Annotated in this window: 16 protein-coding genes; 11 read left to right on the top strand and 5 right to left on the bottom strand. The window is 71.4% G+C overall.

Annotated elements, in window-relative coordinates; translation table 11 throughout:
• Positions 1-122 precede the first annotated feature (122 nt).
• Entirely contained in the window at positions 123-827 is a 705-nt protein-coding gene (locus tag ACFMQL_RS12195; RefSeq protein ID WP_378785720.1) for a dienelactone hydrolase family protein, read from the bottom strand.
• Positions 828-1,028: 201 nt separating this feature from the next.
• Here ACFMQL_RS12195 and ACFMQL_RS12190 point away from each other — a divergent pair, with 201 nt between their 5' ends.
• From ACFMQL_RS12190 to kynU, 5 genes are read left to right on the top strand one after another with little or no spacing between them, the layout of a single operon-like run.
• Complete coding sequence (locus tag ACFMQL_RS12190; RefSeq protein ID WP_364063895.1) at positions 1,029-2,441, top strand: aldehyde dehydrogenase family protein; 1,413 nt, start codon at positions 1,029-1,031, stop codon at positions 2,439-2,441.
• Entirely contained in the window at positions 2,434-3,231 is a 798-nt protein-coding gene (locus tag ACFMQL_RS12185) for a 2-keto-4-pentenoate hydratase (protein WP_378785719.1), read from the top strand. The genes ACFMQL_RS12190 and ACFMQL_RS12185 overlap by 8 nt, the downstream gene beginning before the upstream one ends.
• A complete protein-coding gene (locus ACFMQL_RS12180) occupies positions 3,228-3,371 on the top strand; it encodes a hypothetical protein (RefSeq protein ID WP_364063890.1) in 144 nt (47 codons plus the stop codon). The genes ACFMQL_RS12185 and ACFMQL_RS12180 overlap by 4 nt, the downstream gene beginning before the upstream one ends.
• A gap of 13 nt (positions 3,372-3,384) precedes the next feature.
• Positions 3,385-4,554 carry an ABC transporter substrate-binding protein gene (locus ACFMQL_RS12175; RefSeq protein WP_364063887.1) on the top strand — a complete coding sequence of 390 codons (1,170 nt, stop codon included), beginning with the start codon at positions 3,385-3,387 and terminating at the stop codon, positions 4,552-4,554.
• Positions 4,555-4,569: 15 nt separating this feature from the next.
• The gene (kynU, locus tag ACFMQL_RS12170) at positions 4,570-5,763 is read left to right on the top strand and encodes a kynureninase (RefSeq protein ID WP_364063885.1); all 1,194 of its coding nucleotides are present in this window, start codon (positions 4,570-4,572) and stop codon (positions 5,761-5,763) included.
• 106 nt (positions 5,764-5,869) lie between these two features.
• Here the strand turns inward: kynU and ACFMQL_RS12165 are convergent, their stop codons facing one another.
• Together ACFMQL_RS12165 and ACFMQL_RS12160 are read right to left on the bottom strand one after the other, a co-directional pair.
• Positions 5,870-6,241, bottom strand: coding sequence for an MmcQ/YjbR family DNA-binding protein (locus ACFMQL_RS12165; RefSeq protein WP_364063882.1), 372 nt, complete (start codon positions 6,239-6,241; stop codon positions 5,870-5,872).
• Between the two features lie 8 nt (positions 6,242-6,249).
• On the bottom strand, positions 6,250-7,293 hold the full coding sequence (locus ACFMQL_RS12160; protein ID WP_364063880.1) for a DUF2293 domain-containing protein: 1,044 nt from the start codon (positions 7,291-7,293) through the stop codon (positions 6,250-6,252).
• 109 nt (positions 7,294-7,402) lie between these two features.
• Here ACFMQL_RS12160 and ACFMQL_RS12155 point away from each other — a divergent pair, with 109 nt between their 5' ends.
• Positions 7,403-8,206 carry an FKBP-type peptidyl-prolyl cis-trans isomerase gene (locus ACFMQL_RS12155; RefSeq protein ID WP_378785716.1) on the top strand — a complete coding sequence of 268 codons (804 nt, stop codon included), beginning with the start codon at positions 7,403-7,405 and terminating at the stop codon, positions 8,204-8,206.
• Positions 8,207-8,258: 52 nt separating this feature from the next.
• Here the strand turns inward: ACFMQL_RS12155 and ACFMQL_RS12150 are convergent, their stop codons facing one another.
• Positions 8,259-9,173 carry a M23 family metallopeptidase gene (locus ACFMQL_RS12150; RefSeq protein ID WP_364063876.1) on the bottom strand — a complete coding sequence of 305 codons (915 nt, stop codon included), beginning with the start codon at positions 9,171-9,173 and terminating at the stop codon, positions 8,259-8,261.
• A gap of 112 nt (positions 9,174-9,285) precedes the next feature.
• Here ACFMQL_RS12150 and ACFMQL_RS12145 point away from each other — a divergent pair, with 112 nt between their 5' ends.
• The gene (locus tag ACFMQL_RS12145) at positions 9,286-11,946 is read left to right on the top strand and encodes a BTAD domain-containing putative transcriptional regulator (RefSeq protein ID WP_378785714.1); all 2,661 of its coding nucleotides are present in this window, start codon (positions 9,286-9,288) and stop codon (positions 11,944-11,946) included.
• 61 nt (positions 11,947-12,007) lie between these two features.
• Here ACFMQL_RS12145 and ACFMQL_RS12140 read toward each other — a convergent pair whose 3' ends face one another.
• Complete coding sequence (locus ACFMQL_RS12140; RefSeq protein ID WP_364063871.1) at positions 12,008-13,369, bottom strand: NERD domain-containing protein kinase family protein; 1,362 nt, start codon at positions 13,367-13,369, stop codon at positions 12,008-12,010.
• 447 nt (positions 13,370-13,816) lie between these two features.
• Between ACFMQL_RS12140 and ACFMQL_RS12135 the strand changes: the two genes are divergently transcribed.
• The 4 genes from ACFMQL_RS12135 (at position 13,817) to ACFMQL_RS12120 (ending at position 17,110) form a co-directional block, all read left to right on the top strand.
• The gene (locus ACFMQL_RS12135) at positions 13,817-14,119 is read left to right on the top strand and encodes a hypothetical protein (protein WP_364063869.1); all 303 of its coding nucleotides are present in this window, start codon (positions 13,817-13,819) and stop codon (positions 14,117-14,119) included.
• 308 nt (positions 14,120-14,427) lie between these two features.
• Complete coding sequence (locus tag ACFMQL_RS12130) at positions 14,428-14,730, top strand: hypothetical protein (protein WP_364063866.1); 303 nt, start codon at positions 14,428-14,430, stop codon at positions 14,728-14,730.
• Positions 14,731-15,168: 438 nt separating this feature from the next.
• Positions 15,169-15,471, top strand: coding sequence for a hypothetical protein (locus ACFMQL_RS12125; protein WP_364063864.1), 303 nt, complete (start codon positions 15,169-15,171; stop codon positions 15,469-15,471).
• A 502-nt stretch (positions 15,472-15,973) separates the two neighbouring features.
• Positions 15,974-17,110, top strand: a complete 1,137-nt coding sequence (locus ACFMQL_RS12120) for an IS701 family transposase (RefSeq protein WP_364070935.1) — start codon at positions 15,974-15,976, stop codon at positions 17,108-17,110.
• The last annotated feature ends 10 nt before the right edge of the window (positions 17,111-17,120 follow it).

Below are 17,120 nucleotides of genomic sequence, written 5' to 3'. Positions count from 1 at the left end.
AAGCCCGCGCCCGCCGCTGCCATTACCAGCGACAGCGACGAATCATCGATCACTAAATGCGGCTGGAGTACTAAGAGACGGGCCTAAGAGACGGGCCTAAGAGACGGGCCTAAGAGACGGGCCTAAGAGACGGGCAGGTGCCGGTCGAGGAATTCCAGCGCCACCCGCCAGGCGCGCTCCGCCGCCTCCGGGTGGTGGAACATCGGCGCCTCGCTGTTGTGGAAGGCGTGCCCCGCCTCCTCCTCGATGTACATCACCACGTTCGGACGGCTCCGCGCGGCCTCCTCCACCACCGCCACCCGATCACGCGAGATGAACGGGTCGTCGCCGCCGAACACCAGCAGCAGCGGCGCGTCGATGCGTTCGAGCAGCCCGGTCGACTCGGGCACCGCCGAGCCGTAGAAGGACAGCACGGCCGCCAGCTCGATCTGGGTGGCCAGCATGAACGCGACCGTGCCGCCCAGGCAGAAGCCCAGCGCGCCCACCCCGCCGCGCACCTCCGGCATCGCGCGCAGGTGGGTCACCGTCAGCGCGCAGTCGGCCACCCCCTGGGCCAGGTCGAAGTCGCGGGCCAGCTCGATGGAGGTCGCGGTGCCCTCCGGCGTGTGCTCGCCTCGCCAGTGCGGCCTGATGCGCCAGAACAGGTCGGGCGCGGCCACCACGTAGCCCTTTGCGGCCAGCTCGGCGGCGACCTTCTCGATGTACGGGCCGACGCCGTAGATCTCCTGGATCAGGAGAATCCCGGGCCCGCCGCCCGACTCGGGCAGCCAGGTCCGTACGTCGAAGGTGCCGTCGTGGGCGCTTATCCGATCGGTGCGGGTCTGCATGTCCACCAGCATCGCGCATGGCGCCCGCCGCGTTCCGGCGAGACGATGCGAACGGCGGGTCCGTGTCGTCAGCGTCGTCAGCGTCGTGTGCGTCGTGAAGTCCGCGTCGTGTCGCCGGTGCCGTGCCGTCCGTGCCCCGCGAGGCCCGCCGCCGTCCGCGAACCGATCGACACCGGGAAGTGGAGGAGAGATGAGGAGAACGTGGTGCTGACCCATTTCATCGGCGGCCGGCCGGTCGCCGCGGGGCCGGGCTTTCCCGTCCACGATCCCGTCACGGGCCTCGTGGTCAGGCACGTCCACGAGGCCGATCCCGAGGTGGCCGACCGGGCGGTGCGCGCGGCCAGGGAGGCGGCGCGCGACTGGGCGGCGATGCCCGTCGGCGAACGCGCGGGCTGGATGCGCCGCCTGGCCGAGGGCATCGAGGAGCGCTTCGACGACCTGGTGGCCGCCGAGATCGCCGACACGGGCAACCCGCTCGACCAGACCCGCACGCTCGACGTGCCGCGCGGCATCGCCAATTTCCGCGCCTTCGCCGAGATGGCCGCCCAGCGGCCGGAGGAGGCCTTCCACCTGTCGGGCACGCTCAGCTACACCGTGCGCAGGCCGCTCGGCGTGGTCGCGGTGATCGTCCCGTGGAACCTGCCGTTCCTGCTGATGACGTGGAAGCTCGCGCCCGCGCTCGTCTGCGGCAACACCGTGGTCGTCAAGCCGTCGGAGCACACGCCGGGCTCGGCGGCGGTCTTCGCGGAGATCTGCGCCGGCGCGGGGCTGCCGCCCGGCGTGGTGAACATCGTCTTCGGGCACGGGTCCGCAGGCCAGCTCCTCGTCGAGCATCCCGACGTGGACGCGGTGACATTCACCGGCTCCACCAGGACCGCCGCGGCGATCATGCGGACGGCGGCCCAGCGGGTCAAGCCGATCTCGTTCGAGCTGGGCGGCAAGAACGCCGGGCTGGTCTTCGAGGACTGCGACCTCGACAGGGCCGTGGAGGGCACGGTCCGCTCGGCCTTCACCAACGGCGGCCAGGTCTGCCTGTGCACCGAGCGCATGTACGTGCAGCGCCCGATCTTCGAGGAGTTCTGCGCCCGCCTGGCCGCCCGCGCCCAGGAGGTGGAGCCGCAGCCCATGATCTCCGCCGCGCACCGCGACAAGGTGCTGTCCTACTACGCCCTGGCCCGCTCGGAGGGAGCCAAGGTGCTGGCGGGCGGCGGCGTGCCGGTGTTCGGCGACCACCGTGACGGCGGATACTACGTCGAACCGACGGTAGTGGCAGGCTTGTCGGAATGGTCGAGGTTCAACCGGGAGGAGATCTTCGGTCCCGTGTGCCACGTCGCGCCCTTCGACAGCGAGGCCGAGGCCCTCGACCTCGCCAACTCCAGCGAGTACGGCCTGGCCGCCACCGTCTGGACCACCAGCCTGGACCGCGCCCACCGGGTCGCCCAGCGCCTGGAGGCGGGGCAGGTCTGGGTCAACACCTGGGACGTGCGCGACCTGCGGGCGCCGTTCGGCGGCGTGAAGCTCTCGGGCATCGGCAGGGAAGGCGGCACCCGGTCGCTCGACTTCTACTCAGAACCCACCACGATCACCATCAAACTGGAGCAGCCCGATGCATGACGAATGGTCCCAGGCAGTGGACGTGCACGCCCAGGCCGCCGACCGGCTGGCCGAGGCGGCGCGTACGGGCAAGCCCTGCGAACCGATCAGGGACCTGGTCAGCACGGCGGCCGACGGGTACGCCGTACAGGAGATCCACACCAGGCGGGCGCTCGGCGAAGGGCGGCGGCTGGTCGGCAGGAAGGTCGGCGTCACGAACGCGCAGCTCCAGCAGCGCTTCGGCATCGACCAGCCCGACTACGGCATGCTGTTCGCCGACATGTCCTACTGCGACGGCCTGCCGGTCCCGTACGAGCGGTTCCTGCAGCCGCGCGCCGAGGCCGAGGTGGCGCTGGTACTCGGCGACGACCTCACCGGCGGTCCTTTCACGGTGGCCGACGTGATCAGGGCGGTGGACTTCGCGCTGCCCGCGATCGAGATCGCCGACTCGCGGATCGCCGACTGGGACATCACGCTGGCCGACACCGTCGCCGACAACGCGTCGGCGGGGGCGTTCGTGCTCGGCAGTACGCCGGTGCCGCTGACCGGGCTCGATCTGCGGGCGGCGGGGATGACGATGACCCGTAACGGCGCGGAGGTCTCGACCGGCTCGGGCGAAGCCTGCCTCGGTCACCCGCTCAACGCCGCCGTCTGGCTCGCCACCCGGCTCGGCCGCACGGACTACGCGCTGCGGGCCGGAGACGTGGTGCTGACCGGCGCGCTCGGCCCGATCGTCCCTGTCGAGCCCGGCGACGTGTTCGAGGCCCGCATCGAGGGCCTCGGCTCGGTACGGGCGGTGTTCGGCGCGTGAGACCCCCGCCCAGGGCCTTCCGGGTGCCCGGCAAGGCCACGCCCGCAGGCCGGCACCCGCACGTCAAGCGGGCCGGCGACTTTGAGATGCAGGCGGTCGCCTACCACCCGCAGGAGCGGGCCTTACCGTCGCCGGGCTGAAGGGAGTCTCCCCATGCGCCTGCCCATGCTGGGGCTGCCGGCGGCCGGGCTGGCGGTGCTCATGGCGGCCGGCTGCGGCGGCGCGGTGCCGCAGGCCGGCGACGCTGCGCCGGTCGAGGTCGGGGCGATCATCACGCAGACCGGCGTGTACGCCGCGCTCGGCGACGAGATGGAGACCGCCATGCGGCTCTACCTCGACGATCACGGCGGACGGCTGGGCGGCAGGCCCGCCCGGCTGATCGTGGCCGACGACGCGGGCAGCCCCGAGAGGGCGAGGAAGGAGGCCAGGCGGCTGATCGGCGAGGGCGCCGACGTGCTCACCGGGCTCATCTCTTCGCCTGTCGCGGTGGCGGTGGCCGATGAGGCGGGCAGGGGAGCACGCGGAAGGGCCGTCCTGGGGCCGGGCGGGGGAGAGGGGGCCGACGGAGCGGGTGCGGTGCCCGTCGTGGTCGCCAACGCCGGTGCGGACGAGCTGGGCGGGCCGCACGTCTTCCGCGTCTCGTACACCAACCGCGAGCACGGCCGCGCGGCCGGCCGGTACGCCGCCGAGCGATACGGCCGGCGGCCCGTTGCGCTCATGGCCTCCGGCTACTCGGCGGGCGAGGAGACGCTGCGTGGCTTCGTCGAGGGCTACGGGGCCGAGCCGATCGCCCGCGTCATGACGCCGCCGGGCACCGTCACCGAATTCGAGCGGTACCTCGCCCGCGTCCCTGACGAGGCCGAGCTGCTGTTCGCCTGCTACGCGGGTGGGGAGGCGGTGGCGTTCGCCCGGGCGTACAAGCGGCTCGGCTACGACGCCAAGGTGCCGCTGCTGGCCTCCATGAACCTGACCGACGAGGACGTGCTGCGCGCGATCGGTCCCGATGCCGAGGGCATCACGAGCGTCGGCATGTACGCGCCCGCGCTGGACAACCCGGACAACGCCGCCTTCGTCGCCCGCTGGCGGGCCAGGACCGGCCGCGACCCGTCGGCGGTCGCGCTGCAGGGCTGGGACGCGATGCGGGTCATCGACGCCGCCCTGTCCAGGGGCGGCGATCTGACGCGGCGGCTGGGGGAGCTGGGCGAACTGGCGGGTCCGCGCGGCCCGTTCCGTCTGGACGAGCGGCACGAGCCGGTGCAGAACTGGTACGCCAGGGAGTACCACAATGGGGTGAACAGCGTTACAGCCACCATTCCGCCATGAACAGGAGCGAATCCCGTGGATCGCGACCAGTGCCTCGCCCTCGACGCCCAGGACCCGCTGCGGGCGTTCAAGGACGAGTTCGTCCTTCCAGAAGGCGTGATCTACCTCGTCGGCAACTCGCTCGGCGCGCTGCCGAAGCGTACGGCGGAGCGCATGCGGCGCGCGGTCGAGGACGAATGGGGCGGCCAGCTCGTCGGCGGCTGGAACCACGCCGGATGGTACGACCTGCCGCTCACCCTCGGCGACCGCCTGGCCCCGCTCATCGGCGCGGGACCGGGCCAGGTCGTGGTGGGCAACACCACCTCGATCGCGATCTTCCAGGCGGTGGCGGCGGCGCTGCGGCTGCGGCCCGACCGCCGGGTGATCGTCTCCGACGCCCAGAACTTCCCCACCGACCACTACATGGTGCAGGGCCTGGCCGGGCTGGTCGGCGGCTATGAGATTCGCGACCTCGCCGAGGGAAGCTTCGCCGACGCCGCCGTGGTGCTGCTCTCGGAGGTGGACTACCGGACCGGAGCCCGCAGGGACATGGCCGAGGTGACCGCCGCCGCGCACGCCGCCGGTGCCCTCATCGTGTGGGACCTGTGCCACAGCGTGGGCGCCATGGAGGTGGACGTCTCGGACGTGGACTTCGCGGTCGGATGCACGTACAAGTATCTGAGCGCGGGGCCGGGCGCGCCCGCCTTCCTCTACGTCAACCCGCGCCACCACGGCACGGCCGAGAACGTGCTGTCCGGCTGGCACGGGCACGCCGCGCCGTTCGCGTTCGAGACCGACTTCCGGCCCGCCGACGGCATGCGCAGGTTCGTGATCAGCACCCCGCACGTGCTGTCGCTCGCGGCCCTGGACGCGGCGCTCGACGTGTGGGAACGCGTGCCGATGGCGCAGGTCAGGGCCAAGAGCAAGGCCCTCACCTCGCTCTTCGTCGACCTGGTCGGCGACCGGCTGGAGCTGGCCTCGCCCGCCGACCCGGAGGCGCGGGGCAGCCAGATCAGCCTGCGCCACCCCGACGGCTACCCGATCATGCGGGCGCTGATCGACCGCGGCGTGCACGGCGACTTCCGCGCGCCCGACACGCTCAGGTTCGGCTTCGCGCCGCTCTACCTCGGCTACACCGACGTCTACGACGCCGCCGCGACCCTGCTGGAGGTGCTGGACAAGGAGCTGTGGCGGGACGAGAAGTACGCCGTCCGCCTCGCCGTCACCTGACGCCTCGCCGCCCGCGCGGCCGTCGCCCGGACATCGTCGCCGGGCCACGCGACGGCACGCCTGCGCGGCGCGCCCAAGGGATGTGAAGGGCGGGCGGGGCGACGGGTCAGAGCGCGTCGAGAGCCTTGATCGCGCGCTTGGGCGCGACCGCGCGGTAGCTCTCCTCCACCCAGTCGAGCAGCACCTCGGTCTCGGGCAGCTCCGCCATGAACGGCACCGTCACCCAGCCTGCCTTGCCCAGCCCGTAGCCGCTGGGCTTCGCGCCGGGGACGGTCAGCGCGTGGCCGTGGGCCTCGGAGAGCAGCTTGACGGTGAACGCCGGCTGCCACTTGCCGGTGGGCTCGTCGAGGCCGAGGAAGACGAAGACCTTCTTGCCGACCTTGACGACGGTCTCGCCCCAGGGGTGGTCTTCGTGGGCCTCGGGCAGGCCGAGCGCGAACGCCAGCAGCTCTTCCCGCACGTCATGCCAGTCGCTCATGCCTCACCCTAACCCGGCCGGCGGAATTCTTCGAGCTTGCGTTCGATAACGTCTCTGACCCGGTCGCGGGCCTCCATCCTCGGCACGCCCGCCATCAGCAGCCGGTCGTAGTCGGTGTCGAGATGCCGGATGGAGGCGATCACCGCGAGCGTGATCGCGTTCTCGTCGAGCGCCTTCGCGGCGGCCGACCTGCCCACCCGGCCGCTGCCACGCTGGCCCGCGTGCTCGGCGATCTCGCGGGCGCGCGGCTCGGGGCAGCCGGGGAAGAGCCTGGCGATCTCGGCCGCCATCTTCGCCTGGAACTCGACGTCCTGCTCGGCCCTGCGGACGCGGTCGCGCTCGCGGCGGCGCAGGCGTACCTCCTCGTCGGCCAGGCAGCGCTCCTCGGCGGCGGCCAGCGCGGCCTCCTCGACCAGCAGGCCCTTGCGCTGGTAGACCTTGCGCCGCCGGTTGTACTGCACGACGACCGCTGACAGGCCGCTCTCCTGCTTGGCCCGGCGGCTGAGCGCCGCGTTACCGGACGGCAGGAACACCAGGTGGTCGAGGTCCGCGCAGGTCAGGCAGTGGGGCTCGTCGTCCTCCATGATCAGATAGGGGCCGGTGTCGCCGCAGGACGCGCAGGTGAACGGCTCAAGCGGGGCCACCACCATGAGGTCGGGCGCCTTGCTCTGCGCCTCGGTGAGCCGCCGCACCCGGGCCTCGCTCAGGTCGGGCGACAGCCAGTGCACCCGGAACGGCGCCTGGTCGGGACCCTTGACGAAGCGCAGCTCGCGGCGGTCGCGGGTGCCCGCCACGTACGGGGTCTCCACCGGCCGCAGCCCCTTGGCCAGCGCCCACTCGCGCAGCAGCCCCGCCGTGACGAGCAGCCGGTCCTCGTCCACCGCGGCCAGCTCCGCCAGCGTGCCGGCGCGGCCCTGCCGCCAGACGTCCACGTGCCTGGTGTGCAGCCAGCGCAGGCCCGTCACCACGTCGATGAACGTCACGTACTTGCGGGTGGTCAACGCGATCTCGGCGGCTTGGGCGACCCTGCGGGCCAGGTTGGGCTTGGACACCCTCCAAGTTTGTCGTGAGATGGCGCGGCGCGAAGCTTTCCTTGCACCGCTTGCGGCAAGTAACTCCTTCGGACTCGGGCCCCGGAGGAGAGCCCTGGAGGAGAGAACGTTGCGTCTGTTCTGGCCTGCCCTGCTCCTGCTCGCCACCTCGTGCGGCCTGGCGGAGGAGGGCACGCAACCCGTCGTCACGGGACGTTTCGGCAGCAAGCCGGTCGTCGCCCTCCCGAAGGGCAAGCCGGGGCGGACGCCGCGTATCACGGTGCTGTCCACGGGCAGCGGGCGCCGGACGATGCCGGGCGACGTGGTGCTCGCCGACGTGGACATCCGGCGCTGGTCGGGCAACCGGCCGTACATGAGCACCTACGACGGCGACCAGCCCACGACGGTCGTCTTCGACGGCCGCAAGGTGCCGGAGACCTGGCGGCGCTCGCTCATCGGGCATCCGGCGGGCAGCCGGGTCATGCTGATCAGCCCGGCCGGTCAGGCGCTCGGCCCGAACGTGCCGTCGGCCGGCCTCGACCCCGACGACACGCTGGTGCTCGTGTTCGACATCATCGGCGGCTACCCGCCGGACGCGCGCCTGGTCGGGCGGACGCTGCCGGTCGTGCCCGCCGACCTCGCCCCCGCCGACCCGCCCCGCGTGCTCATCGACGGCTCGGGCGGCGAGGTCGCCGCGGGCTCGAAGGTGGTCGTCCAGTACGTGGCCGCGTCCTGGCCGTCCCGCCGGGTCGTGGACTCCTCCTACCGGCGGGGCGGGCCGAGCGCGTTCACGCTGGAGCCGGGCGCGGTGCCGGCCTCCTGGGTCGGCGCGCTGGCCGGGCGGCGGGTCGGCAGCAGGATCGCGGTGCCGTCGCCGGGCGAGCGGCCCAGGCTCTACGTGATCGACATCCTCGACACCGTCACGCACGCGTAGGCCGGGCGGCCCTCGCGCCGCCCGGCCTGGTCAGATGAGGAGTCGGGTCAGGTCAGCTGCAGTGCTCCCACGGGCTGTCGTACGTGGACGAGCCCGCCTTGCCGCCCCACTTGACGCATGTGCTGGGAGCGGCCGCCTTGACCGGGCCCGCGTAGTAGCTGAAGTTGCCCGAGTCGGTCTTGCGGGACTTGCCCTGCACCTCGAGATAGGCGCTGACGGCGGTGGCCTTACCGATGTTCTTCGCCTTCAGCGTCACCACGCAGTTGTTGGCGTTGCTGGAGTTGTAGAGCAGGTAGACCGTGCCGTCGGTGCCCAGCTTGGCCGAGTCGATGACCTTGAAGCCGGAGCCGCACACCTGCTCGGGCTTGTACGGGTTCGTCGATCCGCCGCTACAGCCGTTCTGCGAGGTCAGGGTCTGCTGGGGGTACCCGAACGTGACCCCGTTGAAAACGGCCCGCTGGATGTTGGACGGATAGTTGTCGCCCAGCCGTACCTCGTAGTGGAGGTGCGGCGAGATGTTGTTGCCCGGCTTGCTGGTGTTGCCGACCGTGCCGATCTTCTGGCCCTGGGAGACGGACTGTCCGACGCTGACCGTACGGGTGTCCAGGTGCGCGTAGTACGTCGCCCAGCCGCCACCGTGGTCGATCTTGACCAGGTTGCCGAAGCCGTTGGTCGAGCCTTGGTGCGACGAGATCACCACCGTCCCGGCGGCAGCGGCGACCACGGTGTCGCCCTTGTCGGCGTCCGCGGTGCTGCCCCGGTTGAAGTCGATCTCGTACGAGCGGTGCGCGCTGCTCGCGCTGGAGTTGCCCGTCCACGTCTGGCCACAGGGGAAGGGGAGCTGGAAGTTCGTCGCGAGGATCTGGGCCTCTTCCGATTCCGGTACGGGATCGGCCGCCGCCGGGGACGCTGCGCCGAGGCCGGCGATCAGCACCAGGGCCGCGGCCATTGCTCCGTAGAGCTTCATGGGGTGATCCTTTCCGTGGGATCTCTGAGACCCAGGGTCCGTACGAGCCGCACAGAAAACGTCCACAACCGATACAAACGGCTGTCAGGCCCCTGTAGAGGAGCTGATGCGGATGACGGTCACCTTCCACGTGCTCGGCCCGCTGGAGGTCCGCCGCGACGGACAACCCGTCCGGATCTCCGGCAGGAAGCCTCGGCTGCTGCTCGCCACGCTGCTGCTCGACGCAGGCCAGGTGGTGGCCGCCGACCTGCTCGCCGAGGTGCTCTGGGCACAGCGGCCGCCGCGCTCGGCGCAGGCCAACCTGCGCACGTACGCGAGCTCGCTCCGCGCCGACCTGGGCGATCTGCTGCGTTCCGACGGCGGCGGCTACGCCATCGACGTGACCGCGTCTGAGCTGGACCTGCTGGCCTTCGAGGAGCTGGTCGATCAGGGCGAGTACGACGCCGCGCTCGCCTTATGGCGCGGCGCGCCCCTGTGCGACCTGCCCGGCAGCCCCGTCTGGGACCGCCGCATCGAAGCGCTGCGCGACCTGCGCGCGCGTGCCGCGGAGGCGCTGATCGAGCGGCGCATCGCGGCGGGCGACCACGACGGCGCGGTCTCGGAGCTGCGCGGCCTGCTGGCCGAGCAGCCCTACCGGGAGGACCTGTGGGGGCGGCTGCTGCTGACCCTGCACCGCGGCGGCAGGAAGGCCGAGGCGCTGCGGGCCTACGCCACCGTGCGCGGCCGGCTGGTCGACGAGCTGGGCGTCGAGCCGGGGACGGAGCTGCGCAGCGCGTACGAGCTGATACTCGCCGACGAGAGCGCGACCGTCGTGCCCCGCCAGCTCCCGCCCGACCTGCCCGACTTCACCGGCAGAGCAGATGAGGTGGCGAGGCTGAGCCGGCCGCATCCCGTCGCGGTCGTCTCGGGGCCGCCCGGCTGCGGCAAGTCGGCGCTCGCCGTGCACGTCGGGCACGCGTTACGCGCGGCCTACCCATCCGGGCAGCTCTACCTGGAGCTCGGCGACCGCGAGCCGGGCGACCTGCTGGCCGAGGCGCTCAGGGCGCTCGGCGTCGCCACGCCGCCGCCGACGGTGGCCGAGCGGTCGGCGCTGCTGCGCTCGTTGCTGGCCGAGCGTCCCATGCTGGTGCTGCTCGACGACGCCCGCGACGCCGCCCAGGTGCGCCCGCTGCTGCCCGGCAACGGCAGCGCCGTCATCGTCACCAGCCGGCGCCGGATCACCGAGCTGCCCGGGGCCGCGTTCGTCCAGCTCGGGCCGCTCCCGCCCGGCGAGGCGCTGTCGCTGCTCGCGAAGGTCGCGGGCACGGACCGGGTCGCCAGGGAACGTGAGGCGGCGCTCGCCATCGTGGCCGCCTGCGGCCACCTGCCGCTCGCCGTCAGGAACGCGGGCGCCCGCCTGGCCGCCCGCCCCGGCTGGTCGCTGTCGGTGCTGCGGCAGCACCTGGAGGACGACTGGCTGGCCGAGCTGCGCGACGTGCGTGAGGGCCTCGACCGCGGGTACGCGCGCCTGCCCGACGAGGCCGCCCGCACGCTCGCCACGCTGGGCCTGCTCGGCCCCGCCGCACAGCCCGGCTGGGTGATCGACGCCGCGCTCGGCCGCCACGGCGCGGGCGAGGTCACCGACCTGCTGGTGGAGGTCAACCTGCTGGACCCGGTCGGCACCGACGACACCGGCCAGCCGCGCTACCGGGTGCCCGACCTGATCGCCGAGCACGCCCGGCGGCAGCCCGGCGACCCCGCCGCCGTGGGACGGGTGCTCGCCGCGTGGACCGCGACCGCCGAGCACGCCATGGCCCGCCTGCCGACCACGGTGTTCAGCCTCACCGCCGCGGGGGCGCCGCGCTGGCGGCTGCCGGGACCCGTGCTCGACCGGCTCACCGCCGACCCGGTGACGTGGTTCGAGGCCGAGCACGAGACGCTGGCCGCCGCCGTGGAGACGGCGGCGGGCAACGGGGCGGCCGAGTCGGCGTGGGGGCTGGCCGCCGCGATGGTGCCGTACCTGGATCTGCGCTGCCACCTCGGCACCTGGCGGCGCACGCACACCGTCGCACTGGCCGCCGCCCGCGCCGCCGGCGACCGGTACGGCGAGGCCGCCATGCTCAGGGGCCTTGCCCAGGTGGCGCTCTACCAGGATCGCTACGACGAGGCCACCGACGCCTTCACCCGCTCCCGCCAGATCTTCCGCGACATGGGGGACCGCAGGGCCGAGGCCACCTCGATCTGCGGCCTCGGCGCGGTCAGCCAGTTCCGCGGCCGGCACGCGCAGGCGCTCGGCCACTTCCGCCAGGCCCTCGCGATCTTCGAGGCGACCGGCGACAAGCCCGGCGAGGCGTACGCCCGCCAGGCCATCGGCCGGGTGTGCCTGAAGTCGGGTGACCTCGCGCAGGCGTCGGAGTCGCTGGGCCTGGCCATGCGGCTGGCCCAGGAGCTGGGCGACTCCCACAGGGAGGGCTGCGTGTGCGTCCAGATGGGTCACCTGCACCAGGCCATCTCGTTCCACCGGCACGCGCTGGAGATCTTCGAGTCGCTGGGCGACCGGCACTGCGGGGCGTACGCGCTGCAGAGCCTGGCCGGCCTGCAAGCGGCCAACGGCGACCTGGCCCGCGCCTCCTCCGGGCTCGAACGCGCGCTGCAGATCTTCCAGGAGCTGGGCGATCGCAGCGGGGAGGCGTCGAGCACGCAGCTCCTCGGCGAGCTGCACCGCTCGGCGGGGCGTACCGGGCTGGCGCGCGACTACCTCAGGCAGGCCGACGCCCTGCGCGCCAGCCTGTGAGCCCTACGGCCGGGACGCTGTGCGGCGGCGACCCCGGTGTGCTCCACGAGCCTGGTGTGTTCTACGGTCGGGACACGATGCGGCGGACGAACCTGGTGAGCCGTGACTTGTGGCGCCGGCCGGGCGGCGGCGGTGCGTCGCGCAGCGCCTGGAGCGCCTGCGCCGCCGTGGGGCGCTTGGCCGGGGAGTGGTCGAGCATCATGCGCACCACCTCGGGCACGTCCGGCCCCTGGGCGTCGGCGCTGGTCGGGAGCTGGCCGGTGAGCAGCTGGTAGGCGATGGCGCCGGCCGCGTAGACGTCGGACGAGGTGGTCATGAGGTCGGGCCGCTCCTGGCACTCGGGCGCCACATAGTGGGCGTCGAGCACGTTGCCCAGCTCGTGGGCCACCGTGTAGTTGCGCGGGCCCGGCTTGGCGTAGTCGAAGCCGGTCAGCACCGCGTGGCCGTCGTCGGTGACCAGCACCGCCGCGGGCGTGAGCGCCCGGTGCACCACGCCGTGGAGATGGGCGTGCGCCAGGCCGCGCAGCAGGTCGGTGATGACGCCCATCGGGGCGGCCTTGCCCATCGCCAGGTGCAGCGCCTCGCCGTGCACGTCGTCGAGCACCAGCACGAACCGGCTCTCGTCGTCGATCGCGAAGAAGTCGCGCGAGCGCACCACGCACGGGTGCGGCGGGATGCGCGCCAGCGTCTGATACGCGTTCGCGATGCGCTGCCGCTCCGCCGCCCGCGACTCCTGATCGGCCAGCGGGTCGGCCTGGTAGACGCGCAGCAGCACGGTCTCGCTGCCCGGCAGCGTGGCGTTGAACGCGCGGTATTCGGTGACCTTGGCATCGCCGCCGAGCTGCTCCTCCACCTCCCAGTTGCCGAACCTGGGCGGCGCGGTGCTGCGGCGCACGGTCTGGTTGAGCGCGTCGAGGATCGCCGTCATGTACGGCCGGATGTCGGGGCTGCAGCCGCGCCGCACCCGCGAGACGTCGCTCAGCGTCGCCACCAGGTTGGGCAGGTCGGTGACGTTGACCGCGTCGCGCCCGGCGGGATCGATCAGCTCGGCGTCCGGTGAGGTGAGCACGACCAGGCTGTCGACGTAGACCCGCTCAAGCTGGGTGGCACGGGAGACCAGCAGGCCCTTGAGCGCCTTGGCGGTGCCCCGCAGCTTGGTCACCGGCGAGCCGAACGCCTCCCTGCGCGGCGGGAACCAGCGCGTGCCCGACACCTCGATGCGGCCCCTGGTGCCCTTGACGTCGACCACCACCAGCGAGTGGCCGGTCAGGACGAGCAGGTCGACCTCGAACACGTCGTGGCCGCGCGGGACCTCGATGTTGTGCAGCAGCAACCAGTCGGCGGGCGCGTGGTCTCGCAGATATGCGATCACGCGCCGCTCGGCGTCGTTGACCGGACGTCCTCCGCCGACGATCTCTGCCATGAACACTATCCTCGCACGGGATCGGGCCCGGATCTTCGCCGGGCGGCGAACCGCCCCGGCGGGATTCCCGCACGTCATCACAGGTGCCCCCGGTCCTCGTACGTGGTCCGCGGCGGCCCTTTCAAAAGCGTTTTCCTGCTGCCGGATACCAGCGCCAAGCGGCGGTCGATCGTTGTCCAAAGACCGGTGATCCTCCACCCCATACGCGGCGTGGCCCGGCGGCGGCACCGGTTCAATAGCGGATCCCGCGGAGTGCCGATCGTGCACCGCCGCCGCAGTGCCGGAAAAGCGGCTCAAAAAATCCAGGCGGCTCTTTGACCTTGCCGAGAGATTTTCCAGTTGCGCTTTTCGAGGGTTCCCGTGATGGTTATTCGCGGCACCTAGCAGCCCTGCAACGAACGACCACGGCGTCGGTAAATTCACGCCGTTCCATGGAGGAAAGAAAACATGATCCGTCGCATTCTGGCCGGTGCCGCTGTCGCGGCCGCAGCCTTCGGCTTCTCCGCCTCCGCCGCGTCCGCCGGCGTCGGCCCCAACCCGCACAACGAGGGCGCGAGCTTCGTGAGCCAGTTCCAGATCCTGGACGACGTGCTCAACGACGTCGGCAACCACTCGCTGAACAACCTCGAGATCGCCATCGGCCAGCTCCTCGACGAGGTGAACGTGAGCGCGCTGAACGGCAACCAGCCGAAGGTGGGCGACAAGAACATCAACACCCGGATCGACAACGGCGACGCTCGCGCCCAGTAGCCCGGTGGGCGCGCGGGCGGCGAACCATCGCCCCCGCCGCCGGTGCACAGGTAAAAAGTGCAGGCCCGCGATGGCATTGACGCCGCCCAGCCATCGGGTGCGCCCGCGGATAAGCGGGCGCCGGTTTCCAGAATCGTGACCGGCGAAACCTGATGCCAAAGAATCGAGGCGTCTTCTTGACCTCCGTAAGGTCTTTCCGGGTTGCGGGCCCCGCCACCTGCCGCGATTGTTATTCGCGGCACCTCACAGCCCTGCACGAACGACTATGGCGCCGGAAATTCCGGGCCGTTCCATGGAGGAAAGCAAACATGATCCGTCGTATTCTGGCTGGTGCCGCAATCGCGGCCGCTGCTCTTGGCTTCTCCGCCACCGCCGCGTCCGCCGGCGTCGGCCCCAACCCGTACAACGGGGGCCAGGCCATCCTCAGCCAGTTCCAGATCCTGGACGACGTCCTCAACAACGTCGGCAACCACTCGCTCAACGACCTCGAGCTCAGCATCGTCAAGGTCCTCGACGAGGTGAACGTGAGCGCGCTGAACAACAACCAGCCGGCGGTCGGCGACCACAACAAGGACACGAAGATCAAGAACGGCCAGGCTCAGGCCAGGTAAGACCGGTCGCGGAGGCAGGGCAGGTGCGCCGGCCGTGCGACCGCACCCGGCCGCACGGCCGGCCGCTCTTCCCGCCTTCTCCTGGCGCGTCACAGAACTGAACGATCGTGGGGACTCGCAAGGTCGCGGAGCGCTTCCCGGAGCGCCGAAACGCTCGGCAGGCGATCGATGAATCGTCCAGGTACGGCCGGCGCCGTCGCGAACGCCATCCGGAAATCGGCCGGAAAAGGTGCCGATCTGGTTATAGGCGCTTTCCGCGGGAGGACCGGAATTCACCTGGTCGGCCGGGAATCAGCACCACAGGTTTCACGCGTTCCTTGACCTCCATTACGAGTCGCATCTCCCATATCACCACGATCACCGTCAGCGGCGCCGCACAGCCCTGAACAAAAAAACCTGGCGTGGTAATGCCGCGCCGTTTCATGGAGGAAAGCAAACATGATCCGTCGTATTCTGGCCGGCGCCGCTGTGGCGGCCGCGGTCTTCGGCTTCTCCGCGTCCGCCGCGTCCGCCGGCGTCGGGCCCAACCCGAACAACTCGGGCCAGGCCCTGCTGACGCAGTGGCAGCTGGGCGACGACGTCCTGAATCACGTGCTCAACCACTCGGTCAACGACCTCGAGGTCGGCTTCCTCAGCTTCCTCGACGAGATCAATGTCGCGCTGCTGAACAACAACCAGCCGAGGGTCGGTGACGGCAACGTCAACACCGGCATCGACAACGGCAACACGCAGGCCCGGTAAGACCCTGGGCGCGCAGGCGGGGAGGGCGCGGCGGCCCCACACCGGACGGGCCGCGTGGCCAACCGCTCTCCCGTGACCTGGGCGATCCGGCGAGGCCGGCCGTGGAGACTCGCGAGGCCACGGCCCGGCCCTGCCGGTGGACCGAACGTTCGGTGATCCGTACGCCTCCGGCGCGATCCCACCAAGGACCGCCCGGGGGCGTACGGCCTTTTCACGTACTAATCCTTTTCACGTACTAATAGGGTGCACCGCCTTAGCGGGAGTGCACGGCCTTGCCGGGAGTGCGCGGCCGGCTCCCCGGGAGGCGGGCCGTTTCACGGGCATGCGGCCGGCTCCTTAGTACTCCAGCCGCACTTCGAGATCTCGATCTGGTCGAGGCTGAGACGTGAGACGGCCACCGCAGTGATCATGTGGGTGTGTGGAATCCAGATGATCGGCGGTGGCCGTGGCAGCCACGGTAGCCGAAATCGACCCGCGTGTATGGGCCGATGCGTTCGATGACCTGTTCGCGCAGGTAGTGGCACCGTTCTTCGGCCGGCGTGAGCCGCGGATCAGAGCGCGTGGTTACCTGCTGGGCCTGCTGAGTTCGCTGGAACGCAAGAACGGCTGGTCCCTGGCCGAGTTCGCCGGAGACGCGACACCCGACGGGATGCAACGACTGCTCAACCACGCCCGCTGGGACGTCGATGCGGTCCGGGATGCACTGCGGGCCCAGGTCGCCGAGCGGCTCGGGTGCCTGGACGGGGTGCTGGTGGTCGACGACACCGGGTTCGAGAAGAAGGGCCGCCGCTCGGCCGGGGTGCAGCGCCAGTACACCGGCACGGCCGGAAAGATCACCAACTGTCAGGTCGGAGTGTTCGCCTCCTACCTGCACCCCGGCCGGCAACGGGTGCTGATCGACCGGGAACTGTATCTGCCCGCTTCCTGGTTCACCGCACCCGAGCGGCGCACCGACGCCGGCATCCCGGAGCAGGTGGAGTTCGCGACCAAACCGGAGCTGGCCTGGAGGATGATCGAGCGGGCCGCCGACGATCCGCTGCTCACCTTCGCCTGGCTCACCGCGGATGAGGGCTACGGCGACAACCCCGTGTTGCGTGAGCGGTGCCGCAGCCGGGGTTTGAGCTACGTGTTCGCTGTCTCCTGTGACCACCCGATCGTGCTGGCCGGCCGGAAGATGCGTGCCGATGAGGTCTTCGCCGCGCTGGAGGAGCAGGCGTGGCAGCGTTACTCCTGCGGCCAGGGTGCCAAGGGCCACCGCTACTACGACTGGGCGTGGATCCCGCTCGGCCCGGCCGAGTGGCTGCTGGCCCGCCGCTCCATCACTGATTCCGGCGAGCTGGCGTTCTACACCTGCTGGGCCACCGGCCCGGTCGCGCTGCCGGAGCTGGTGCGAGTGGCGGGATCGCGGTGGAGCGTGGAGGAATGCTTCCAGGCCACCAAGAACGAGGTCGGCCTGGACCATTACCAGGTCCGCAAGCACCTGGCCTGGTATCGGCACGTCACGTTGGCCATGGTCGCTCACGCTCACCTGGCTTTCCTCGCCGCCGGCCCACCCGGCGCAACGGGCGCTCAGCAGGGCGAGGCTTTCTCGGGCCTGGCCACACAGGGGGCCCTGCCGACAGGGACGATCACAGCTTGAGGGTGCGAAC

The sequence above is a fragment of the Nonomuraea fastidiosa genome (assembly GCF_042751225.1).
Taxonomy (GTDB): Bacteria; Actinomycetota; Actinomycetes; order Streptosporangiales; family Streptosporangiaceae; genus Nonomuraea; species Nonomuraea fastidiosa.
Note: the sequence above shows the minus strand (reverse complement) of the source record. Positions and strands in the feature narration are given on the sequence as shown.